Source organism: Oceanihabitans sp. 2_MG-2023 (genome assembly GCF_030547245.1).
Lineage (GTDB): Bacteria > Bacteroidota > Bacteroidia > Flavobacteriales > Flavobacteriaceae > Oceanihabitans.
Genome location: NZ_JAUOQT010000001.1, coordinates 803,995 through 819,608, shown reverse-complemented (window position 1 = coordinate 819,608; position 15,614 = coordinate 803,995). Strand labels below are relative to the sequence as shown.

Here is a 15,614-nt window from a genome sequence, read left to right as displayed (position 1 = left end):
AGCACGAAGTTCTGATAGTGAATGTTGCTTTAGCAATTTCCTGATTTTGATCGTGATCTTTTGGTTCGTTTTGCATCAAGGCAAAATGAACAGAAATAAAATTATGAAAGAACAATCACAAAATAAAGAGACTCCTACCTATTCAGGAGTATTAGCAGTAAAAGTTGACGATTTAACCGTTGCATACAACTACAAACCTGTACTTTGGGATATTGATTTAGAAATTCCAGAAGGTGTTCTTATGGCAATTGTTGGTCCAAATGGCGCTGGAAAATCTACACTTATAAAATCTATTTTAGGCATCTTAAAACCAATTGCAGGAAGCGTTTCAATTTATGGTAAACCATATGACAAACAACGTAAATTAGTTGCCTACGTGCCACAAAAAGGAAGTGTAGATTGGGACTTCCCAACGACAGCCTTAGACGTTGTTATGATGGGAACTTACGGAAGTTTAGGCTGGATTAAAAGACCTAAGCAAAAAGAAAAAAAAGCAGCTTTAGAAGCTTTAGAAAAAGTTGGAATGCTTGCCTTTAAAAGTAGACAAATTAGTCAGCTTTCTGGAGGGCAACAACAACGAATATTTTTAGCCAGAGCTTTAGTACAAAACGCATCCATTTATTTTATGGATGAACCTTTTCAAGGAGTAGATGCCACCACAGAAATTGCTATTATTAATATTTTAAAAGAATTACGAAAAGCTGGTAAAACAGTTATTGTAGTACATCACGATTTACAAACCGTTCCAGAATATTTTGATTGGGTTACTTTTTTAAATGTGAAGAAAATTGCTACAGGTCCTGTTAAAGATATTTTTAACGATGATAATTTAACCAAGACCTATGGAATTAATTATAAAGTAAGTATTCAAGAGTAATAAACTCCTGCGAAGGCAGGAATCTTAAAAAGTAAAAAAAGAACAGATTGCCACAAATTTCTTTAGAAGTTTAGCAATAAAAAATATAAATGAATGGTCATCCTGAACTGGATTCAGGATGACCATAAAATAGATTATGCGTCTTTACGCAGAATAACAAAACAAAAACAATTCACGAATCAAGGAAGAGATTTCTGCTTTAACGGGTATTATGGACATAACAGAATACATAAAACTAGTTTTTACAGACTACACGCTAAGAACCATCACACTTGGAACTGCAATTTTAGGAGCAGTTACAGGCATGCTTGGTAGTTTTGCTGTACTAAGAAAACAAAGTCTTCTTGGTGATGCCATTTCGCATGCTGCTTTACCTGGAATTGCAATTGCTTTTTTAATAACTGGAGCAAAAGACACAAATACATTATTAATTGGTGCTTTGGTTAGTGGTCTTATTGGCACCTTCTGGATTCGAGGAATAATCACAAAAACACATTTAAAAAGTGATACTGCTTTAGGTTTAATTTTATCACTCTTTTTTGGTTTTGGTATGTTACTACTTACTTTCATACAAAAACAACCAAATGCAAACCAAGCTGGTTTAGATAAGTATTTATTCGGACAAGCAGCAACACTTGTAGAAAGTGATGTTTGGTTAATGGCTATTGTTACAGGAGTTTGCCTATTAGTACTCTTACTATTTTGGAAAGAATTTAAAATACTATTGTTTGATGCAGATTACACCAAAACCTTAGGGTTTAACACCAGATTTATAGATGTTTTAATTACTAGTTTTATTGTTTTAGCAATTGTATTAGGCTTGCAAACCGTTGGTGTTGTTTTAATGAGTGCTATGCTACTTGCTCCTGCTGCTGCTGCAAGACAATGGACCAATAGTCTTAGTACAATGGTTTTTCTTGCTGCCATTTTTGGTGCATTTTCTGGTGTCTTTGGTACAGCAATTAGCGCCAGCCAAAACAATCTTTCTACAGGACCAGTAATTGTATTAGTTGCTGCTGTTTTTGTAGTATTTTCTTTTATCTTTTCACCAAGCAGAGGATTGCTTTTTAAACAAATTCGTTTTATTAAAAATAGACGGGATTTAGAGTTACATAAAACTTTAGCGTTTATGTATCATATAGCAGAAACACATGAAAATATTTCGCATCCGCATGCCATTAAATTATTAAATAACTTTCAAGGTTTTACAAAGAAAACGCTTCAGAAACTAGTAGAGAAAAATTATGCAACTATTGATGGTTCGATGTGGAGTTTAACCGATTTAGGTTTTGAAACTGCAGCCAATTTATACACCAAACAATCTACAGAAGATGAATAGTGCGCAAATAGAAATACAACTTATTGCAAGCTTAGTAGCTATTGCTTGCGCGATTCCGGGAACCTTTCTTGTATTAAGAAAAATGGCTATGATTAGTGATGCTATTAGTCATTCCATCTTACCAGGAATTGTAATTGGGTTCTTTATAACACAAGATCTAAACTCTCCGTTACTAATATTACTAGCTGCGTTTACCGGAATTATTACTGTGGTTTTAGTAGAATATATTCAGAAAACAGGTTTGGTAAAAGAAGACACGGCCATTGGCTTAGTTTTTCCTGCGCTGTTTAGTATTGGTGTTATTTTAATTGCAAAAAACGCGAATGACGTGCATTTAGATGTCGATGCTGTTTTACTTGGCGAATTAGCCTTTGCTCCTTTCGATCGGTTATTTATTGGCGGAACAGATGTTGGTCCGAAATCCCTTTGGATTATTGGCTCTATTTTAATAACAACTATTGGCTTACTACTCGCTTTTTTTAAAGAACTAAAATTAAGCACTTTCGATAAAGGTTTGGCTGCTTCTTTAGGGTTTTCACCAGCAATTATTCATTATGGCTTAATGTCAGTAGCATCGGTAACAACAGTTGGTGCTTTTGATGCTGTTGGCGCCATTTTAGTGGTTGCCTTAATGATTGCTCCTGCTGCAACGGCATATTTGTTGACTACAGATTTAAAGAAAATGCTTGGTCTTGCTATTGGTTTTGGTGTGCTAAGTGCTATTTCAGGATATTGGTTTGCACACTGGTTAGATGCATCTATTGCTGGTTCTATAACCACTATGTTAGGCTTTATCTTTCTAATAGTCTTTTTATTTGCTCCCAGCAAAGGAATTATTGCTGTTATGTATAGAGAAAAACAACAACGTACCGAAGTATCTTTACTTACTTTTTTATTGCATTTAAAAAACCATACCGAAGAACGGGAACGCCATGTAAACCATTTGCAAGAACATATTAATTGGCAAAAAGTGAGAGCTAAAACCGTTTTAGATTTAGCCCTTAAAAACAATATGATTGTTTTTAATAAAAACATTGTTTCTTTAACTGAAAAAGGAGACACTTTCACCTCTAAAGCTATCGATTATATCATCACCAATGAAGATGCACAAATTGAAGATATGAAAGAAGATTTCTTTTTGTTTAGAGGGTAATAAAAATCAATTAACTAAAGTTTAAAAAGATGTTATACCCTGAAAGTTTTATATATATTTTCCGACTTTTGCATATCTAAATAACAATCATGAAAATACTAGAATACCTTACAGGAAAAGACGGAATAATGATTCTAGGACTAATTGTCTTAGTAGTCTTTATCATTCGAAAGTGGAAAGAAAAACGCTATTTTAAGCAAATGGAAAAACGATTTAATAATAAAAAGTAGAATTAAAAGCCACGTTCTTTTTGTAATTGCTCGTATGCTTTTTGAACTTGTTTAAATTTGTCTTCTGCTCCTTTTTTATGCTCCTCTCCTAAATGGGCGACTTTATCTGGATGATATTTTTTAGCCATAGTACGGTACGCTTTTTTAATTTCATCATTGGTGGCAGATTTTGTTATCTCTAAAATTTTATATGCATTTTCACTACTGTTATAAAACATCGCTTTAATACTATTATAATCTCTGGAGCTTATACCTAAATAACCAGCAATGGTAAATATTTGACGTTCTTCGTCTTCGGTAACCATTTCGTCTGCTTTAGCAATTCCGAAAAGAAAATGCATCAATTGTAAACGTGAAGCATGATCCATCATTTGCTTAATTTGCGTACAAACTTGACGCAATGGAACCGTTTGATTGTTTACACCTTTAAATAGCTTAAATGCTTTGTTCGCTCGATCTTTACCGTACATGCTTACAAATTGGCTACGTACAAAATCTAGTTCTCTTTGGTCTTGTACACCATCTGCTTTTATTACAACAGAAGCAAGAATGAGTAAGCTTACCTCGAAATCACCAGAAGTAGTTTGCGCTCTACGTTGTTGTTGGGTTCTATAGTTTGGTCTTCCGTTTTGCGATCTTCTTCTTTGTTGTGTTGGACGATCTCCTAAAAGCGGATTTCCATTTCCTGAAGACAACGTGTCTACAAAACTACCAAGTGCTAAACCTATAATGGCACCAATTGGCCCACCAAACGACCATCCTAAAGATGCTCCAATCCATTTTCCGAAACTCATGTTTTATTTTTTAAAAATCAAATATACTATTTGTTAGTTACAATGTGAATGCTTTTGTTACAGAAACCCTTTTGTAAAAAGGAACGCCAACTCAAAATTTATATAACATCAAGAGTTACTATTATCACATAATTATTTCAATTACGTCATTTTAGTACGCCATTGTGTCTTATAAAATAGCTATCTCATTAAATTGCATGGTTTTTGATTATATTTGTAGGAGATAAATTAATAAAATTAAAATTACAAAATATGTACCCAGCAGAATTAGTAAAACCAATGCGTGAAGATTTAACAAACGTAGGTTTTGAAGAATTACACACCATTGCAGATGTGGATGCAGCTATTGCAAAAGAAGGAACAACTTTAGTGGTTGTGAATTCGGTTTGTGGTTGTGCAGCAGCTAACGCAAGACCAGGAGCAAAAACTAGTTTACAAAACGCAAAAAAACCAGATCATATTGTAACGGTTTTTGCTGGCGTAGATAAAGAAGCAGTAAATAAAGCACGTGAATATATGATTCCTTTTCCTCCTAGTTCGCCATGTATGGCTTTATTTAAAAATGGAGAATTAGTGCATATGCTAGAGCGTCACCATATTGAAGGTAGACCTGCCGAAATGATTGCTGAAAATCTTACAGATGCTTATAATGAGCACTGCTAGTAAATTTTTAACACTATATGTTAAAGTTTAGTTTACACACAAACTAACAGTATTAAACCACGTTTTATAGACGTGGTTTTTTTATTTTTGAATCATTAATTTTAACAATTATAATGAGGAAAATTTTAGCATATCCTTTATCTTGTATCTATTACTTGTTTTTTGCGATAGCATTGCTGGTATTTCACCCAATACAATGGTTTTGTTTTAATGTTTTTGGCTACAAAGCGCATAAAAATAGTGTAGATGCTTTACAGTTTTGCCTAATGCGTTGCGTAAATCTTTTAGGTTCTAGACATTCGTTTTATAACAAATATAATATAGATACTTCGCAGCCAATAATTATTGTGGCAAACCACCAAAGCATGTCAGATATACCTCCAATCATGTGGTATTTTAGAAAACATCATGTAAAATTTGTTAGCAAAAAAGAATTAGGAAAAGGGATTGCTAGTGTGTCCTATAACTTACGCCATGGAGGATCTGTTTTAATAGATAGAAAAAATGCCAGACAATCTATTGTAGCTATTCGAAAATTCGCAGATTATATTGAAACCAATAAACGTGCTGCAGTTATTTTTCCGGAAGGAACAAGAAGTCGTGATGGCAAACCAAAACCTTTTCACACTAAAGGTCTTGAAACCTTAATAAAATATATTCCAAGTGCAGTAATTATACCAGTAACTATTAATAATTCATGGAAAAATCTACGTTACGGAAAGTTTCCTTTAGGAATAGGTAATCATTTAACTTTTACAGCACACAAACCGGTTACTAAAAGTGATTTTGAAACACAAGAATTATTACTGGAGCATATTGAAACAACAATAAAAAACAGTATTAAAATTTAGAAATTATGTCCATAAAAAATGTAAGATTAGAAGTAATGTCGTTTTTAGAAAAAGACATAGAATCCTTAATTCAGAAATATTTAATTCCTGTAGATACCATTTGGCAACCAACCGATTTTTTACCAAATAGTGAAGGAGATAATTTTTTGGAAGAAGTAAAAGAAATTAGAGAATTATCGAAAGAATTACCTTATGATTTTTGGGTCGTTTTAGTTGGCGACATGATAACCGAAGAAGCCCTACCAACTTACGAATCTTGGTTAATGGATGTAGAAGGCGTCGATCAAGTAGGAAGAAATGGTTGGTCTAAATGGGTTAGACATTGGACTGCTGAAGAAAACAGACATGGAGATGTGCTTAACAAATACCTCTACCTTTCTGGACGTGTAAACATGAAAGAAATTGAAAAAACGACACAACATCTTATTGCCGATGGTTTTGATATTGGCACAGATAGAGATCCTTATAAAAACTTTTTATATACCAGTTTTCAAGAACTAGCTACATATATTTCACACAATAGAGTTGCAAAAATTGCAAAACAAAAAGGAAACAAACAACTTGCTAAAATGTGTAAAATAATTTCAGGAGACGAAATGCGACACCATCATGCATATTGTGAATTTGTAGAACGAATTTTTGCTGTAGATCCTAGTGAAATGATGCTTGCTTTTCAATATATGATGAAGCAAAAAATCACCATGCCTGCTCACTTTTTAAGAGAATCTGGAAATAAAATAAGTTCTGCTTTTGAAGAATTTTCTAATACCGCACAACGTATTGGAGTATACACCGCTACAGATTATGTTGATATTTTAGAAAAACTTACTAAGCGTTGGGAAATCGATAAAATTTCAAACCTAACCGATGAAGCAGAGAAAGCTAGAGATTACCTAATGAAGCTACCCTCTAGAATGATACGAATTGCAGAACGTATGAAAATTCCGGAAAACTCTTTTGAATTTAAATGGGTAGAACCAGCAAAATTATAATCGTAAATGCAAACTACAAATTCTATTATTGAAACTACTAAGCGTTTTGTGAAAGAAACGCTCAAAAATGCCGAAGGTGGCCATGATTGGTTTCATATTGAACGCGTATATAATAATAGCTTACTAATTGCTAAAAAAGAAGAAGTAGATGTTTTGGTGGTTTCATTAGCAGCTTTATTACACGATATTGCAGATAGTAAGTTTTATAATGGTGATGATACTGTTGGCCCAAAATTAGCTCGAGAATTTTTATGTGAAGAAAATATACCTTTAGATATTATAGAACATGTCGTAGCCATTATTGCTAACATGTCTTTTAATAAATCTTTAGATGGTAATACCACCTTTACCTCAAAAGAATTAGAAGTGGTACAAGATGCAGACAGACTAGATGCTATTGGAGCTATTGGTATTGCGCGTTGTTTTAATTATGGTGGTTTTAAAGATAGGGCACTTTACAATCCTGATATTAAACCGAATCTAAATATGAGCACAGCGGCATATAAAAAATCGACCGCGCCAACCATTAATCATTTTTACGAAAAGCTTTTGTTGTTAAAAGACAAGATGAATACACAAACAGGGAAACAAATTGCCCTCGAAAGACATCAATATATGGAAGGCTTTTTAAAACAATTTTACGCAGAATGGAATGGAAAAAAGTAAACTCTAATTTTCTTTTGCAATTTCTAATGCTGTAATTTTATATTCTAAAGCTTCTAAACCCTCTCCGCTTTCTATTATCTGCTCTGTGGTTAGATTGTTTTGTGAATTAACAAAATCAAGAATTTCTCTTTTTTTAATACTATAGTATTCTAGTGTTTTATCGATTTTATCGTCCATAAGCTTCTTATTGAATAATTAAACGCATTTCATTTCTATATTTGGATGCACTTTTACCAATAACTTCATTAAACACTTTATTAAAGTGTGAAAAATTATTAAAACCACATTCAAAACAAATATCAGTAATACTACTTTGACTTTCTGTTAATAGTTTTGTTGCATAAAATATACGACACTCGTTAACAAACTGTGTAAAGGTTTTACCTGTTACTTTTTTAAAATATCTACAAAATGCAGGAACAGTTAAGTTTACGTATGCAGCAATTTCATCTAAACTAATATGTTCTTGATAATTTTTATTAACATATTTAAAAATCTTATCTATTTTATTACTGTCTTGTGGTTGTGTTTCAAACATATAACCGTTTTCATTTAACAACACATAATCGGAACTCAACGCTAATAATTCTAATATTTCTAAAAGCTTAGTTACGCGTTTAATACCTTCATATTTAGGCAGTTTTTCTATTTTTGGGCCAACGATTTCTTTTATTTCTCTTTTAAATAAAATTCCTTTTTTAGAACGTTCTATTAACTGCGTGATGTTTTTCATCTCTGGCAGTTTATTAAAAAGATCCCCTAAAAACTCTGGATGAAATTGCAACATCGTTTCTTTACCTTTAGAAGTCAAACGATCTGTAAACCCGTTATGAGGCAAATTAGATCCTATTAATATCAATTGACTGTTATTAAAGTATGAAAGATGATTACCTATATGCCTTCTCCCTTTTCCTTTATTTACATAAACTAATTCTAATTCAGGGTGAAAGTGCCAAAAAGCTTCACTTCGTTTTCGCTTTTTCGTTTTTTGTATAGCAGTTATGGAGCTACCAAAATCTGGTGTAATCTTTTTAAATGTAGGTTTTAATTGCACAATAAAAATCAGTTATTATATAATACAGCAAAATTACAACTTTTAATAGTCTTAGAGTATGGTAATTTACCACTAATATATACTATATTAACATATAACGTTTTCGATACTATTAACTAGGGTAAAATAGTATATATAGTTGTAAAAATAGATGCTTTTTAAACTCTTCTATGTCTATAACTTTGTCCTCAGAATAATTAAACCCAAATAGTTATGAAAAAATTCATAAAAAACATTAAAAATCTAGGAGCTCAAATGTTAAGTGTACTAGTAAACGCAAACAAGTCTTTAAATCAAGAACCAATTTAAAAAGTTGTAAAAGAAAACAACATAAATTATAAAATAAAATATCATGAAAAAATTCATAAAAAACACTTTAGTAATTGCAGTATTGTTTACTACATTACTAGCTAACGCAAATGCTCCTTTAAATCCTTTAAACGATGCAAGAAGAACAACTTTAACATTAAATAATGTTAAAGAAGGAAACGAACTTTTAATTAAGAATACATTAGATATCGTTATTTACAAAGAATTAATTGAAAATTCTGGGGACTACACAAAAGGGTTTGACTTAACAGCATTACCAAATGGTGAATACTTTTTTGAATTAGTAAAAGATTCTGAAATTAAAATTATTCCTTTTCATGTTTCTAATAATATGATTGCATTTAATAATGGAGAAGAATCAACAATCTTTATACCTTCTATAAGAAATAAAGAAAATAAAGTGTATATCTCTAAATTATCTTTAAACCAACAACCTTTAAATGTTGAGGTTTTTTATGAAGATATAGAAAACAATGACTTCCATTTAATTTATTCTGAAAAGATTGAAGATTCAAGTAATATTGCTAGAGTTTTAAATTTAGACGAAAACAAAAAAGGAAGATATAGAATAGTTACAAAAACCGAAGGAAGAACTTTTGTCGATTATATACAGTTTTAGTTAGATTTATATAATACTCTTCAGTTTATTAAAAGCGAGCAACAACTGCTCGCTTTTTTGTTTACCAATGTTATTCGAAATTCTTTTCAACAACTTAAAAATGACAAAAAAAAACAGTCTATACTAAATTAACTTTAATATGTTATATTTTATCACAACTAATTAGTAATCAATATTTTAAGTTAAAATACTATATATAATAGTAAATATAGATGTTTTGTAAATCCCCCTTTAGATATAGCTTTGTCTATATAATCATTAAACCTATTAGATTATGAAAAAATTAATGAAAAACACTTTAGTATTAGTAGTACTATGTACGACTTTACTAGCAAATGCAAATGCACCTTTAAGTAATTTAAATGATGCAAAAAGAACCATGTTAACATTAAATGATGTTAAAGAAGGAGACGAGCTCTTAATTAAGAATACACACGGGATTATTCTATACAATGAATTAATTCAGAATTCTGGTAAATACATAAAAGGATTTGATTTAACAGCATTACCAAATGGCGATTACATTTTTGAATTGAACAAAGCATTAGAAATCGAAGTAATTCCTTTTCAGGTTTCTAATACCATAGTGGTATTTGAAAAAGATAAAACCAAAACAATCTTTAAACCGGTAATTAGAAACAATGCGAATAAAGTATATGTCTCTAAATTATCCTTAGATCAAAAACCATTAGAAATTAATGTACACTACGAAGATACAGAAGGGAATGAATTTTATTTAATCTACGAAGAAACTATTGAAAACACAACCAATATTGGTAGGATTTTAAGCTTAAATCCAGAACATAAAGGAAAATATGAAATAGTAATAAAAACGGAAGGAAGAACCTATATTAATAATATAGAATTATTATAAAATTTTCTATTCTTATTTAATTAAAAAAGCGAGCATAACTGCTCGCTTTTTTAATACCTAATTTGTTCTTTTAAAAAATTATTTCCCTGGAAAATCTGCTTTACGTTTTTCTAAAAAGGCTGTTGTACCTTCTTTAAAATCTTCGGTTCCAAAGCATTTTCCAAATTGTTTTATTTCTAATTTATAACCATCTTTTCCTTCTTTATAATTGGCATTAATTGCTTTTATAGCTTTACCAATTGCAACGGTAGAGTTACGCATAATTTTACCCGCAATTTTTTCTGCTAAAGGCAGTAACGCTTCTAATGTTGTAACATGGTTTACTAAACCGTAATTTTTAGCTGTTTCTGCATCAATCATTCCTGCTGTCATTATCATTTCCATAGCACGACCTTTACCAACTAATTGTGGTAAACGTTGTGTTCCTCCATAACCAGGAATTACACCAAGAGATACCTCTGGCAATCCCATTTTAGCTGTATCACTTGCTACTCTAAAATGACAAGCCATTGCCAATTCTAAACCACCACCAAGAGCAAAACCATTAATAGCAGCAATTACTGGTGTTTTTAAATTTTCAACAAAATCAAACAATAACGCTTGTCCTTTTGCAGCAAGCTTCCCTCCGTTCTCCACGCTAAAATTCGCAAACTCACTAATATCTGCTCCTGCAACAAAGGCTTTTTCTCCACTACCAGTTACAATAATAACCTTTGTGTTTTTGTCTTTATCTGCATCTTTAAACCCTTCGTGTAATTCTTGAATAGTTTCTTTATTAAGTGCATTTAATTTGCTTGGTCGATTAATGGTAATTGTTGTAATCCCTTTTTCTGTTGTAGAAAGTATGTTATTATATGCCATAAAAGTGCTATTTATATTCCCTAAAGAAAGGGAGTTGTCTATTATTATATTTTTCGCAAAGAACGCGTCAACAAGTGCAACCCGTCCATTTGTTTTGATTATAAATTTATTTTTTAGGAAAAGTAACTGTAAAAGTTGTACCCATACCTAATTGAGATGTAAAGGTAATGCTTCCGTTATAAGTTTCCATAATATTTTTAACCATTGCAAGTCCTAGTCCCATTCCGCTAGATTTGGTGGTGAATTTTGGTTCAAATATTTTTATTTTATTTTCCTCTGTAATGCCTATTCCATTATCTGAAACTGTTATTTTTACCTCCTCATTTTCCTCAAGCACTTTCACTACAATTTCTGGAGTTCTATCTTCAGGAATTGCTTGAATACCATTTTTAATTAAATTAGTAACTACTCGAATTAATTGTGTTCTATCAAACTTAGCAATAATTTCTTCCTTATTCGATGAAAACGCTATAAATTCTTCCGTAAAAATATCTAAAGAAAGGTCTACTATTTCTACAACATTAAGCATTTCATTTTTCTGTGCTGGCATTTTTGCAAAGTTCGAAAATGCAGATGCAATAGAACTCATTGTGTCTATTTGTTGAATTAACGTTTTACTATACTCGTCTAATTTTTGATAAATATTTTCATCTAAAGGATCAAACTTACGTTGAAAACTCTGTACAGTTAATCGCATGGGAGTTAACGGGTTTTTTATTTCATGAGCTACCTGTTTTGCCATTTCTCGCCAAGCCTGCTCTCGCTCACTTGTAGCTAACTGTACAGCACTTTCTTCTAACTCATCAATCATACTATTATACGATTTAACAAGCGCTGCAATTTCCACTGTTGCAGAGTCTATTTCAATTTTTTGATTGCGTTTTTCTAGTCTTGTTGTATTAATTTTGTCACTTATGGTATTCAAAGATTTAGTAATATATTTAGATAAAACATAAGCCAATCCTACTGCCATTAATAACATAAACAAATAAGCAAAACCAATACGTTCTAGAAATTCATTTAACTCTTTTGCTAAAAAATCATCATTCTCTAATAATGGTAAATTTAAAATAGCAATTGGTTTCGATTTTTGATCTTTTATATATGTAAAAGAAGATTGATACGTTTCTCCTCCAACTTTTCGTTTTAAAACATATCTATGCTCTACGGTATTTGCCAAAGCATTTAAAACTTCGGCATTTAAACAGGTTTGTAAAGAATCTTGCGTTAAAGCTGCAATAGAAGATTTTAATAGCTGACCATCTAAATCATAGAGATTTATAGGCAAATCATGTGTAGAAGCAATTTTGTAAATTTCATCTTTAAAAATAAATGGAATTTTTTCGGTTTTAACCTCAAAAGATGTTTCTTGAATTACAAAATTGATATGTCTTTTTATATTAGACTCTTTACGCTCTAACCTTTGCGTATGGTAGTCTATTGTTTCTTCTTTATTTTGATAAATAGCTACTGCTGTAATTAATATCGATGCAAAAAACACCAAAAAAATCATGGCAATAAAAATTCGAACTCGTAAAGACAGTTTTTTTAATCTCATAGAAATGCCTGTATAAACTAGGGATCTTAAATTAGTGTTGTAATTGTCTAAATATAACAATAATCACACCAAATACATTGCATGTAAAATTCAATATTAAATTAAGCTTCCGGATTTCTATTTCGAATGTTTTTATAAAGTTTAAAACCTAACATTAACAAAACACCTAAAACAAGAATTCCTACAACTCCAAAAATCCAATTAAAAGCGCTTTTAAGTATAACCAAAAATACAACAGCAAACAGAATAAAGGTTGCGCCTTCGTTCCATAAACGCATAAAATTAGAAGTTTTTTTAACCACTCCCTTTTGCAATTGTTTGTAAAACTGATGTGTTTTTAAATGATAGATTATTAACAAAACAACAAAGGTTAATTTAACATGCATCCAAGGTTGTTGCAACCAAAAAGGTTGTAAAACAAGTAACCAAATTGCGAAAACAGTTGCTAAAATTGCAGAAGGCCAAGTAATAATATTCCATAAACGTTTGGCCATTAATTTAAGTTGTTTACCAAGGATCTCTTTGTCGGGTGAAGGTTTATGAAAAGCTTCAATTTGATACACAAAAAGTCTAGGAATATAAAATAAACCAGCAAACCAAGTAATAACAAAGATAAGATGTAACGCTTTTATGTAGTTATAATAATCCATAGCTATATTACGATAAAGAACCGTTTTCAGACCAATTATTCATCCATTTAGCAAGTAATGCAACCCAAGCATCATCATCATTTAAACAAGGAACAGTTGTAAATTCTTTCCCTCCCATTTCATGAAAAATCTCCTGACCTTCCATAGCTATCTCTTCTAAAGTTTCTAAACAATCACTTACAAAAGCTGGTGTAATAATAGCCATATTTTGTACGCCTTCTTTCCCTAAACGCTCTATAGTTCTATCGGTATATGGCTGTAACCAAGGATCAAATCCTAATCTAGATTGAAACGATGTAGAAAAAACCCCTTTTTTAAATTGTAATTTTTCGGCAACCAATCTGGTAACCTCCAGACACTGATGCCTATAGCAAAACTCATGCGCCTTACTTGGTGTTGCACAACAGCTTCCATCGATTTTACAATGGGATTTTGTTACATCACTTTTTCTAATATGTCTTTCTGGAACTCCATGATAAGAAAACAATACATGGTCATAGTTTTTACCTTCTAAATGTCCTGCAATATTATTCGATAATACTTCAATATAATCCGGTTTATTATAAAAAGCTGGAACAGATTCAATTTTTATATTCGGAAAAAATTTTCGTTGCAATTTTTCTGCTAAAACCGTAATCGTTTCAGTAGTTGCCATTGCAAATTGAGGATATAACGGAAAAAGTAAAACTTCGTCTACGCCTTTATCTATCAATTCTTGAATCCCTTTTTTAATGGTCATAGTTCCATAACGCATGGCTAATGCAACAGGCATTTCTGTCTTTTTTTGTACTTTCTTTTGAAGCCTTTCCGAAAGAACAATAAGAGGAGAACCTTCTTCCCACCATATTTTTTTATATGCAGCTGCAGATGCTTTTGGTCTTGTATTTAAAATAATACCTTTCACCAACGCTGTTCTAGCCAAAACTGGCAGGTCAATAACTCTTTCGTCCATTAAAAACTCCCCTAAATACCTTTTAACATCTTTAGGTTCTGGGCTTTCTGGCGAACCTAGATTTACTAATAATATTCCTTTACTCATTTATATAGTGTTTTCCGCAAAGCGGAAATATTTAAGTTATAGATTGTATATATTTTTTTGGAGTAGTACCATATTTCTTTTTAAAAGCGGCAATAAAATGGCTAGATGTACTGTAACCAACTTTATGCCCAACTTCATTTACATTATGATCTCCTGATTCTAATAATTTTCTAGCGACTTCCATTTTGTAATCTAATAAAAAACTAAAAACAGAATCGCCATAAATTTGTTTAAAGCCTTCTTTAAGTTTCTTTAAACTTAATTCAATTTCATCTGCCAACTCTTGCAAACTTGGTGGCTCTGCCATTCTAGAGATAATAATATCTTTTGCTTTTCTTATTTTTATTACGTTAGTTTCATCAACTAAAAAAGGACATTGCTCAATATCTGCATCTTCATTTCTATTAAAATACAAGCTTAAAAGCTCATAAGCTTTTCCTTTAAAATAGAGGTTCTTAATAGATTGATTTAAATTATAATGTATCAATTGGTTTAAAGCAATTGACATAGATGGAGAAATTTTTCCATCTTTATAATACTTTTTATCTTTATTATCATCACTTAAAAACGTGATATAATCTGCCTCTTGACTAAATAATCCGTGAAATTTTTTAATGGAAATTAAAAGCGTAACCAGCCAAGTATTTGTATTTACTTTTAAATGAATTGGTAAATCTCGTTGCGGATTATATAAAAGCAAAGATGTTTCGTCATCTATACTTAATGTATAACTTCCATTATTAAATAAGAACGCACCAGATCCTTTAATACAAAAATGAAACTGAATGAAACTACTATCTATTTCACGAGCTAAGGTTTCAACTGCCTGGTTTTCATTTTGATAAGTTAACACAAAAAAACCATCTTCTACTTTCGTTTCATTAAAAGTACCTTTAGCGACATTTTTTAAAGTTGTATTCTCTTTCATTTTTAAAATCTTATTTAGAATTGTTCTAAACAATTGCGCTAAAAAGCATTGCTATGACTGCAAAAGTATGACATTTATCATATATTATTTAAAAAAAGTGCTAAAAAACCACAAACGACACTAAAAGTTCTTTTAG

At 31.2% G+C, this 15,614-nt stretch carries 17 protein-coding genes; 9 read left to right on the top strand and 8 right to left on the bottom strand.

Annotated elements, in window-relative coordinates; all coding sequences use genetic code 11:
• Positions 1-103: 103 nt before the first annotated feature.
• From Q4512_RS03570 to Q4512_RS03560, 3 genes are all read left to right on the top strand, one after another.
• Positions 104-877, top strand: a complete 774-nt coding sequence (locus tag Q4512_RS03570; protein WP_303421670.1) for a metal ABC transporter ATP-binding protein — start codon at positions 104-106, stop codon at positions 875-877.
• 211 nt (positions 878-1,088) lie between these two features.
• Positions 1,089-2,216, top strand: coding sequence for a metal ABC transporter permease (locus Q4512_RS03565; protein ID WP_303421668.1), 1,128 nt, complete (start codon positions 1,089-1,091; stop codon positions 2,214-2,216).
• Positions 2,209-3,369, top strand: coding sequence for a metal ABC transporter permease (locus tag Q4512_RS03560; RefSeq protein WP_303421666.1), 1,161 nt, complete (start codon positions 2,209-2,211; stop codon positions 3,367-3,369). The genes Q4512_RS03565 and Q4512_RS03560 overlap by 8 nt, the downstream gene beginning before the upstream one ends.
• Positions 3,370-3,601: 232 nt before the next feature.
• Here Q4512_RS03560 and Q4512_RS03555 read toward each other — a convergent pair whose 3' ends face one another.
• Positions 3,602-4,393, bottom strand: coding sequence for a TerB family tellurite resistance protein (locus Q4512_RS03555; protein ID WP_303421664.1), 792 nt, complete (start codon positions 4,391-4,393; stop codon positions 3,602-3,604).
• 252 nt (positions 4,394-4,645) lie between these two features.
• Here Q4512_RS03555 and Q4512_RS03550 point away from each other — a divergent pair, with 252 nt between their 5' ends.
• The 4 genes from Q4512_RS03550 to Q4512_RS03535 all read left to right on the top strand — a co-directional run bounded on the left by Q4512_RS03550 (position 4,646) and on the right by Q4512_RS03535 (position 7,565).
• Positions 4,646-5,056 (top strand): BrxA/BrxB family bacilliredoxin, encoded by a 411-nt coding sequence (locus Q4512_RS03550; protein ID WP_303421662.1) that lies wholly within the window; start codon positions 4,646-4,648, stop codon positions 5,054-5,056.
• A 113-nt stretch (positions 5,057-5,169) separates the two neighbouring features.
• The gene (locus Q4512_RS03545) at positions 5,170-5,907 is read left to right on the top strand and encodes a 1-acyl-sn-glycerol-3-phosphate acyltransferase (protein ID WP_303421660.1); all 738 of its coding nucleotides are present in this window, start codon (positions 5,170-5,172) and stop codon (positions 5,905-5,907) included.
• A 5-nt stretch (positions 5,908-5,912) separates the two neighbouring features.
• On the top strand, positions 5,913-6,899 hold the full coding sequence (locus tag Q4512_RS03540) for an acyl-ACP desaturase (RefSeq protein ID WP_303421658.1): 987 nt from the start codon (positions 5,913-5,915) through the stop codon (positions 6,897-6,899).
• A 6-nt stretch (positions 6,900-6,905) separates the two neighbouring features.
• Positions 6,906-7,565: an HD domain-containing protein gene (locus tag Q4512_RS03535; RefSeq protein WP_303421656.1), complete on the top strand. Its 660-nt coding sequence runs from the start codon at positions 6,906-6,908 to the stop codon at positions 7,563-7,565.
• Positions 7,566-7,568: 3 nt separating this feature from the next.
• Here the strand turns inward: Q4512_RS03535 and Q4512_RS03530 are convergent, their stop codons facing one another.
• Both Q4512_RS03530 and Q4512_RS03525 read right to left on the bottom strand, forming a co-directional pair.
• Complete coding sequence (locus Q4512_RS03530) at positions 7,569-7,742, bottom strand: hypothetical protein (protein ID WP_303421654.1); 174 nt, start codon at positions 7,740-7,742, stop codon at positions 7,569-7,571.
• Positions 7,743-7,749: 7 nt separating this feature from the next.
• The gene (locus Q4512_RS03525; RefSeq protein ID WP_303421832.1) at positions 7,750-8,622 is read right to left on the bottom strand and encodes an AraC family transcriptional regulator; all 873 of its coding nucleotides are present in this window, start codon (positions 8,620-8,622) and stop codon (positions 7,750-7,752) included.
• Between the two features lie 349 nt (positions 8,623-8,971).
• Here Q4512_RS03525 and Q4512_RS03520 point away from each other — a divergent pair, with 349 nt between their 5' ends.
• Together Q4512_RS03520 and Q4512_RS03515 are read left to right on the top strand one after the other, a co-directional pair.
• Entirely contained in the window at positions 8,972-9,568 is a 597-nt protein-coding gene (locus tag Q4512_RS03520) for a hypothetical protein (RefSeq protein WP_303421652.1), read from the top strand.
• 274 nt (positions 9,569-9,842) lie between these two features.
• The gene (locus Q4512_RS03515; RefSeq protein ID WP_303421650.1) at positions 9,843-10,442 is read left to right on the top strand and encodes a hypothetical protein; all 600 of its coding nucleotides are present in this window, start codon (positions 9,843-9,845) and stop codon (positions 10,440-10,442) included.
• A 78-nt stretch (positions 10,443-10,520) separates the two neighbouring features.
• Here the strand turns inward: Q4512_RS03515 and Q4512_RS03510 are convergent, their stop codons facing one another.
• The 5 genes from Q4512_RS03510 to Q4512_RS03490 all read right to left on the bottom strand — a co-directional run bounded on the left by Q4512_RS03510 (position 10,521) and on the right by Q4512_RS03490 (position 15,478).
• Positions 10,521-11,303 (bottom strand): enoyl-CoA hydratase/isomerase family protein, encoded by a 783-nt coding sequence (locus Q4512_RS03510; protein ID WP_303421648.1) that lies wholly within the window; start codon positions 11,301-11,303, stop codon positions 10,521-10,523.
• Positions 11,304-11,409: 106 nt separating this feature from the next.
• Positions 11,410-12,861 carry an ATP-binding protein gene (locus Q4512_RS03505; protein WP_303421646.1) on the bottom strand — a complete coding sequence of 484 codons (1,452 nt, stop codon included), beginning with the start codon at positions 12,859-12,861 and terminating at the stop codon, positions 11,410-11,412.
• A 101-nt stretch (positions 12,862-12,962) separates the two neighbouring features.
• Positions 12,963-13,511 (bottom strand): CopD family protein, encoded by a 549-nt coding sequence (locus tag Q4512_RS03500; RefSeq protein WP_303421644.1) that lies wholly within the window; start codon positions 13,509-13,511, stop codon positions 12,963-12,965.
• Between the two features lie 7 nt (positions 13,512-13,518).
• Entirely contained in the window at positions 13,519-14,550 is a 1,032-nt protein-coding gene (gene hemH / locus Q4512_RS03495) for a ferrochelatase (RefSeq protein ID WP_303421642.1), read from the bottom strand.
• A 31-nt stretch (positions 14,551-14,581) separates the two neighbouring features.
• Positions 14,582-15,478: a helix-turn-helix transcriptional regulator gene (locus Q4512_RS03490; protein WP_303421639.1), complete on the bottom strand. Its 897-nt coding sequence runs from the start codon at positions 15,476-15,478 to the stop codon at positions 14,582-14,584.
• Positions 15,479-15,614: the final 136 nt, after the last annotated feature.

What these genes read in the sequence shown, in the direction of transcription:
- Q4512_RS03500 (WP_303421644.1), bottom strand. Translation starts at nt 13,511, where the DNA reads ATGGATTATTATAACTACATAAAAGCGTTACATCTTATCTTTGTTATT.
- Q4512_RS03505 (WP_303421646.1), bottom strand. Translation starts at nt 12,861, where the DNA reads ATGAGATTAAAAAAACTGTCTTTACGAGTTCGAATTTTTATTGCCATG.
- Q4512_RS03540 (WP_303421658.1), top strand. Translation starts at nt 5,913, where the DNA reads ATGTCCATAAAAAATGTAAGATTAGAAGTAATGTCGTTTTTAGAAAAA.
- Q4512_RS03510 (WP_303421648.1), bottom strand. Translation starts at nt 11,303, where the DNA reads ATGGCATATAATAACATACTTTCTACAACAGAAAAAGGGATTACAACA.
- Q4512_RS03530 (WP_303421654.1), bottom strand. Translation starts at nt 7,742, where the DNA reads ATGGACGATAAAATCGATAAAACACTAGAATACTATAGTATTAAAAAA.
- Q4512_RS03545 (WP_303421660.1), top strand. Translation starts at nt 5,170, where the DNA reads ATGAGGAAAATTTTAGCATATCCTTTATCTTGTATCTATTACTTGTTT.
- Q4512_RS03570 (WP_303421670.1), top strand. Translation starts at nt 104, where the DNA reads ATGAAAGAACAATCACAAAATAAAGAGACTCCTACCTATTCAGGAGTA.
- Q4512_RS03550 (WP_303421662.1), top strand. Translation starts at nt 4,646, where the DNA reads ATGTACCCAGCAGAATTAGTAAAACCAATGCGTGAAGATTTAACAAAC.
- Q4512_RS03565 (WP_303421668.1), top strand. Translation starts at nt 1,089, where the DNA reads ATGGACATAACAGAATACATAAAACTAGTTTTTACAGACTACACGCTA.
- Q4512_RS03535 (WP_303421656.1), top strand. Translation starts at nt 6,906, where the DNA reads ATGCAAACTACAAATTCTATTATTGAAACTACTAAGCGTTTTGTGAAA.
- Q4512_RS03515 (WP_303421650.1), top strand. Translation starts at nt 9,843, where the DNA reads ATGAAAAAATTAATGAAAAACACTTTAGTATTAGTAGTACTATGTACG.
- Q4512_RS03490 (WP_303421639.1), bottom strand. Translation starts at nt 15,478, where the DNA reads ATGAAAGAGAATACAACTTTAAAAAATGTCGCTAAAGGTACTTTTAAT.
- Q4512_RS03560 (WP_303421666.1), top strand. Translation starts at nt 2,209, where the DNA reads ATGAATAGTGCGCAAATAGAAATACAACTTATTGCAAGCTTAGTAGCT.
- Q4512_RS03555 (WP_303421664.1), bottom strand. Translation starts at nt 4,393, where the DNA reads ATGAGTTTCGGAAAATGGATTGGAGCATCTTTAGGATGGTCGTTTGGT.
- Q4512_RS03520 (WP_303421652.1), top strand. Translation starts at nt 8,972, where the DNA reads ATGAAAAAATTCATAAAAAACACTTTAGTAATTGCAGTATTGTTTACT.
- hemH (WP_303421642.1), bottom strand. Translation starts at nt 14,550, where the DNA reads ATGAGTAAAGGAATATTATTAGTAAATCTAGGTTCGCCAGAAAGCCCA.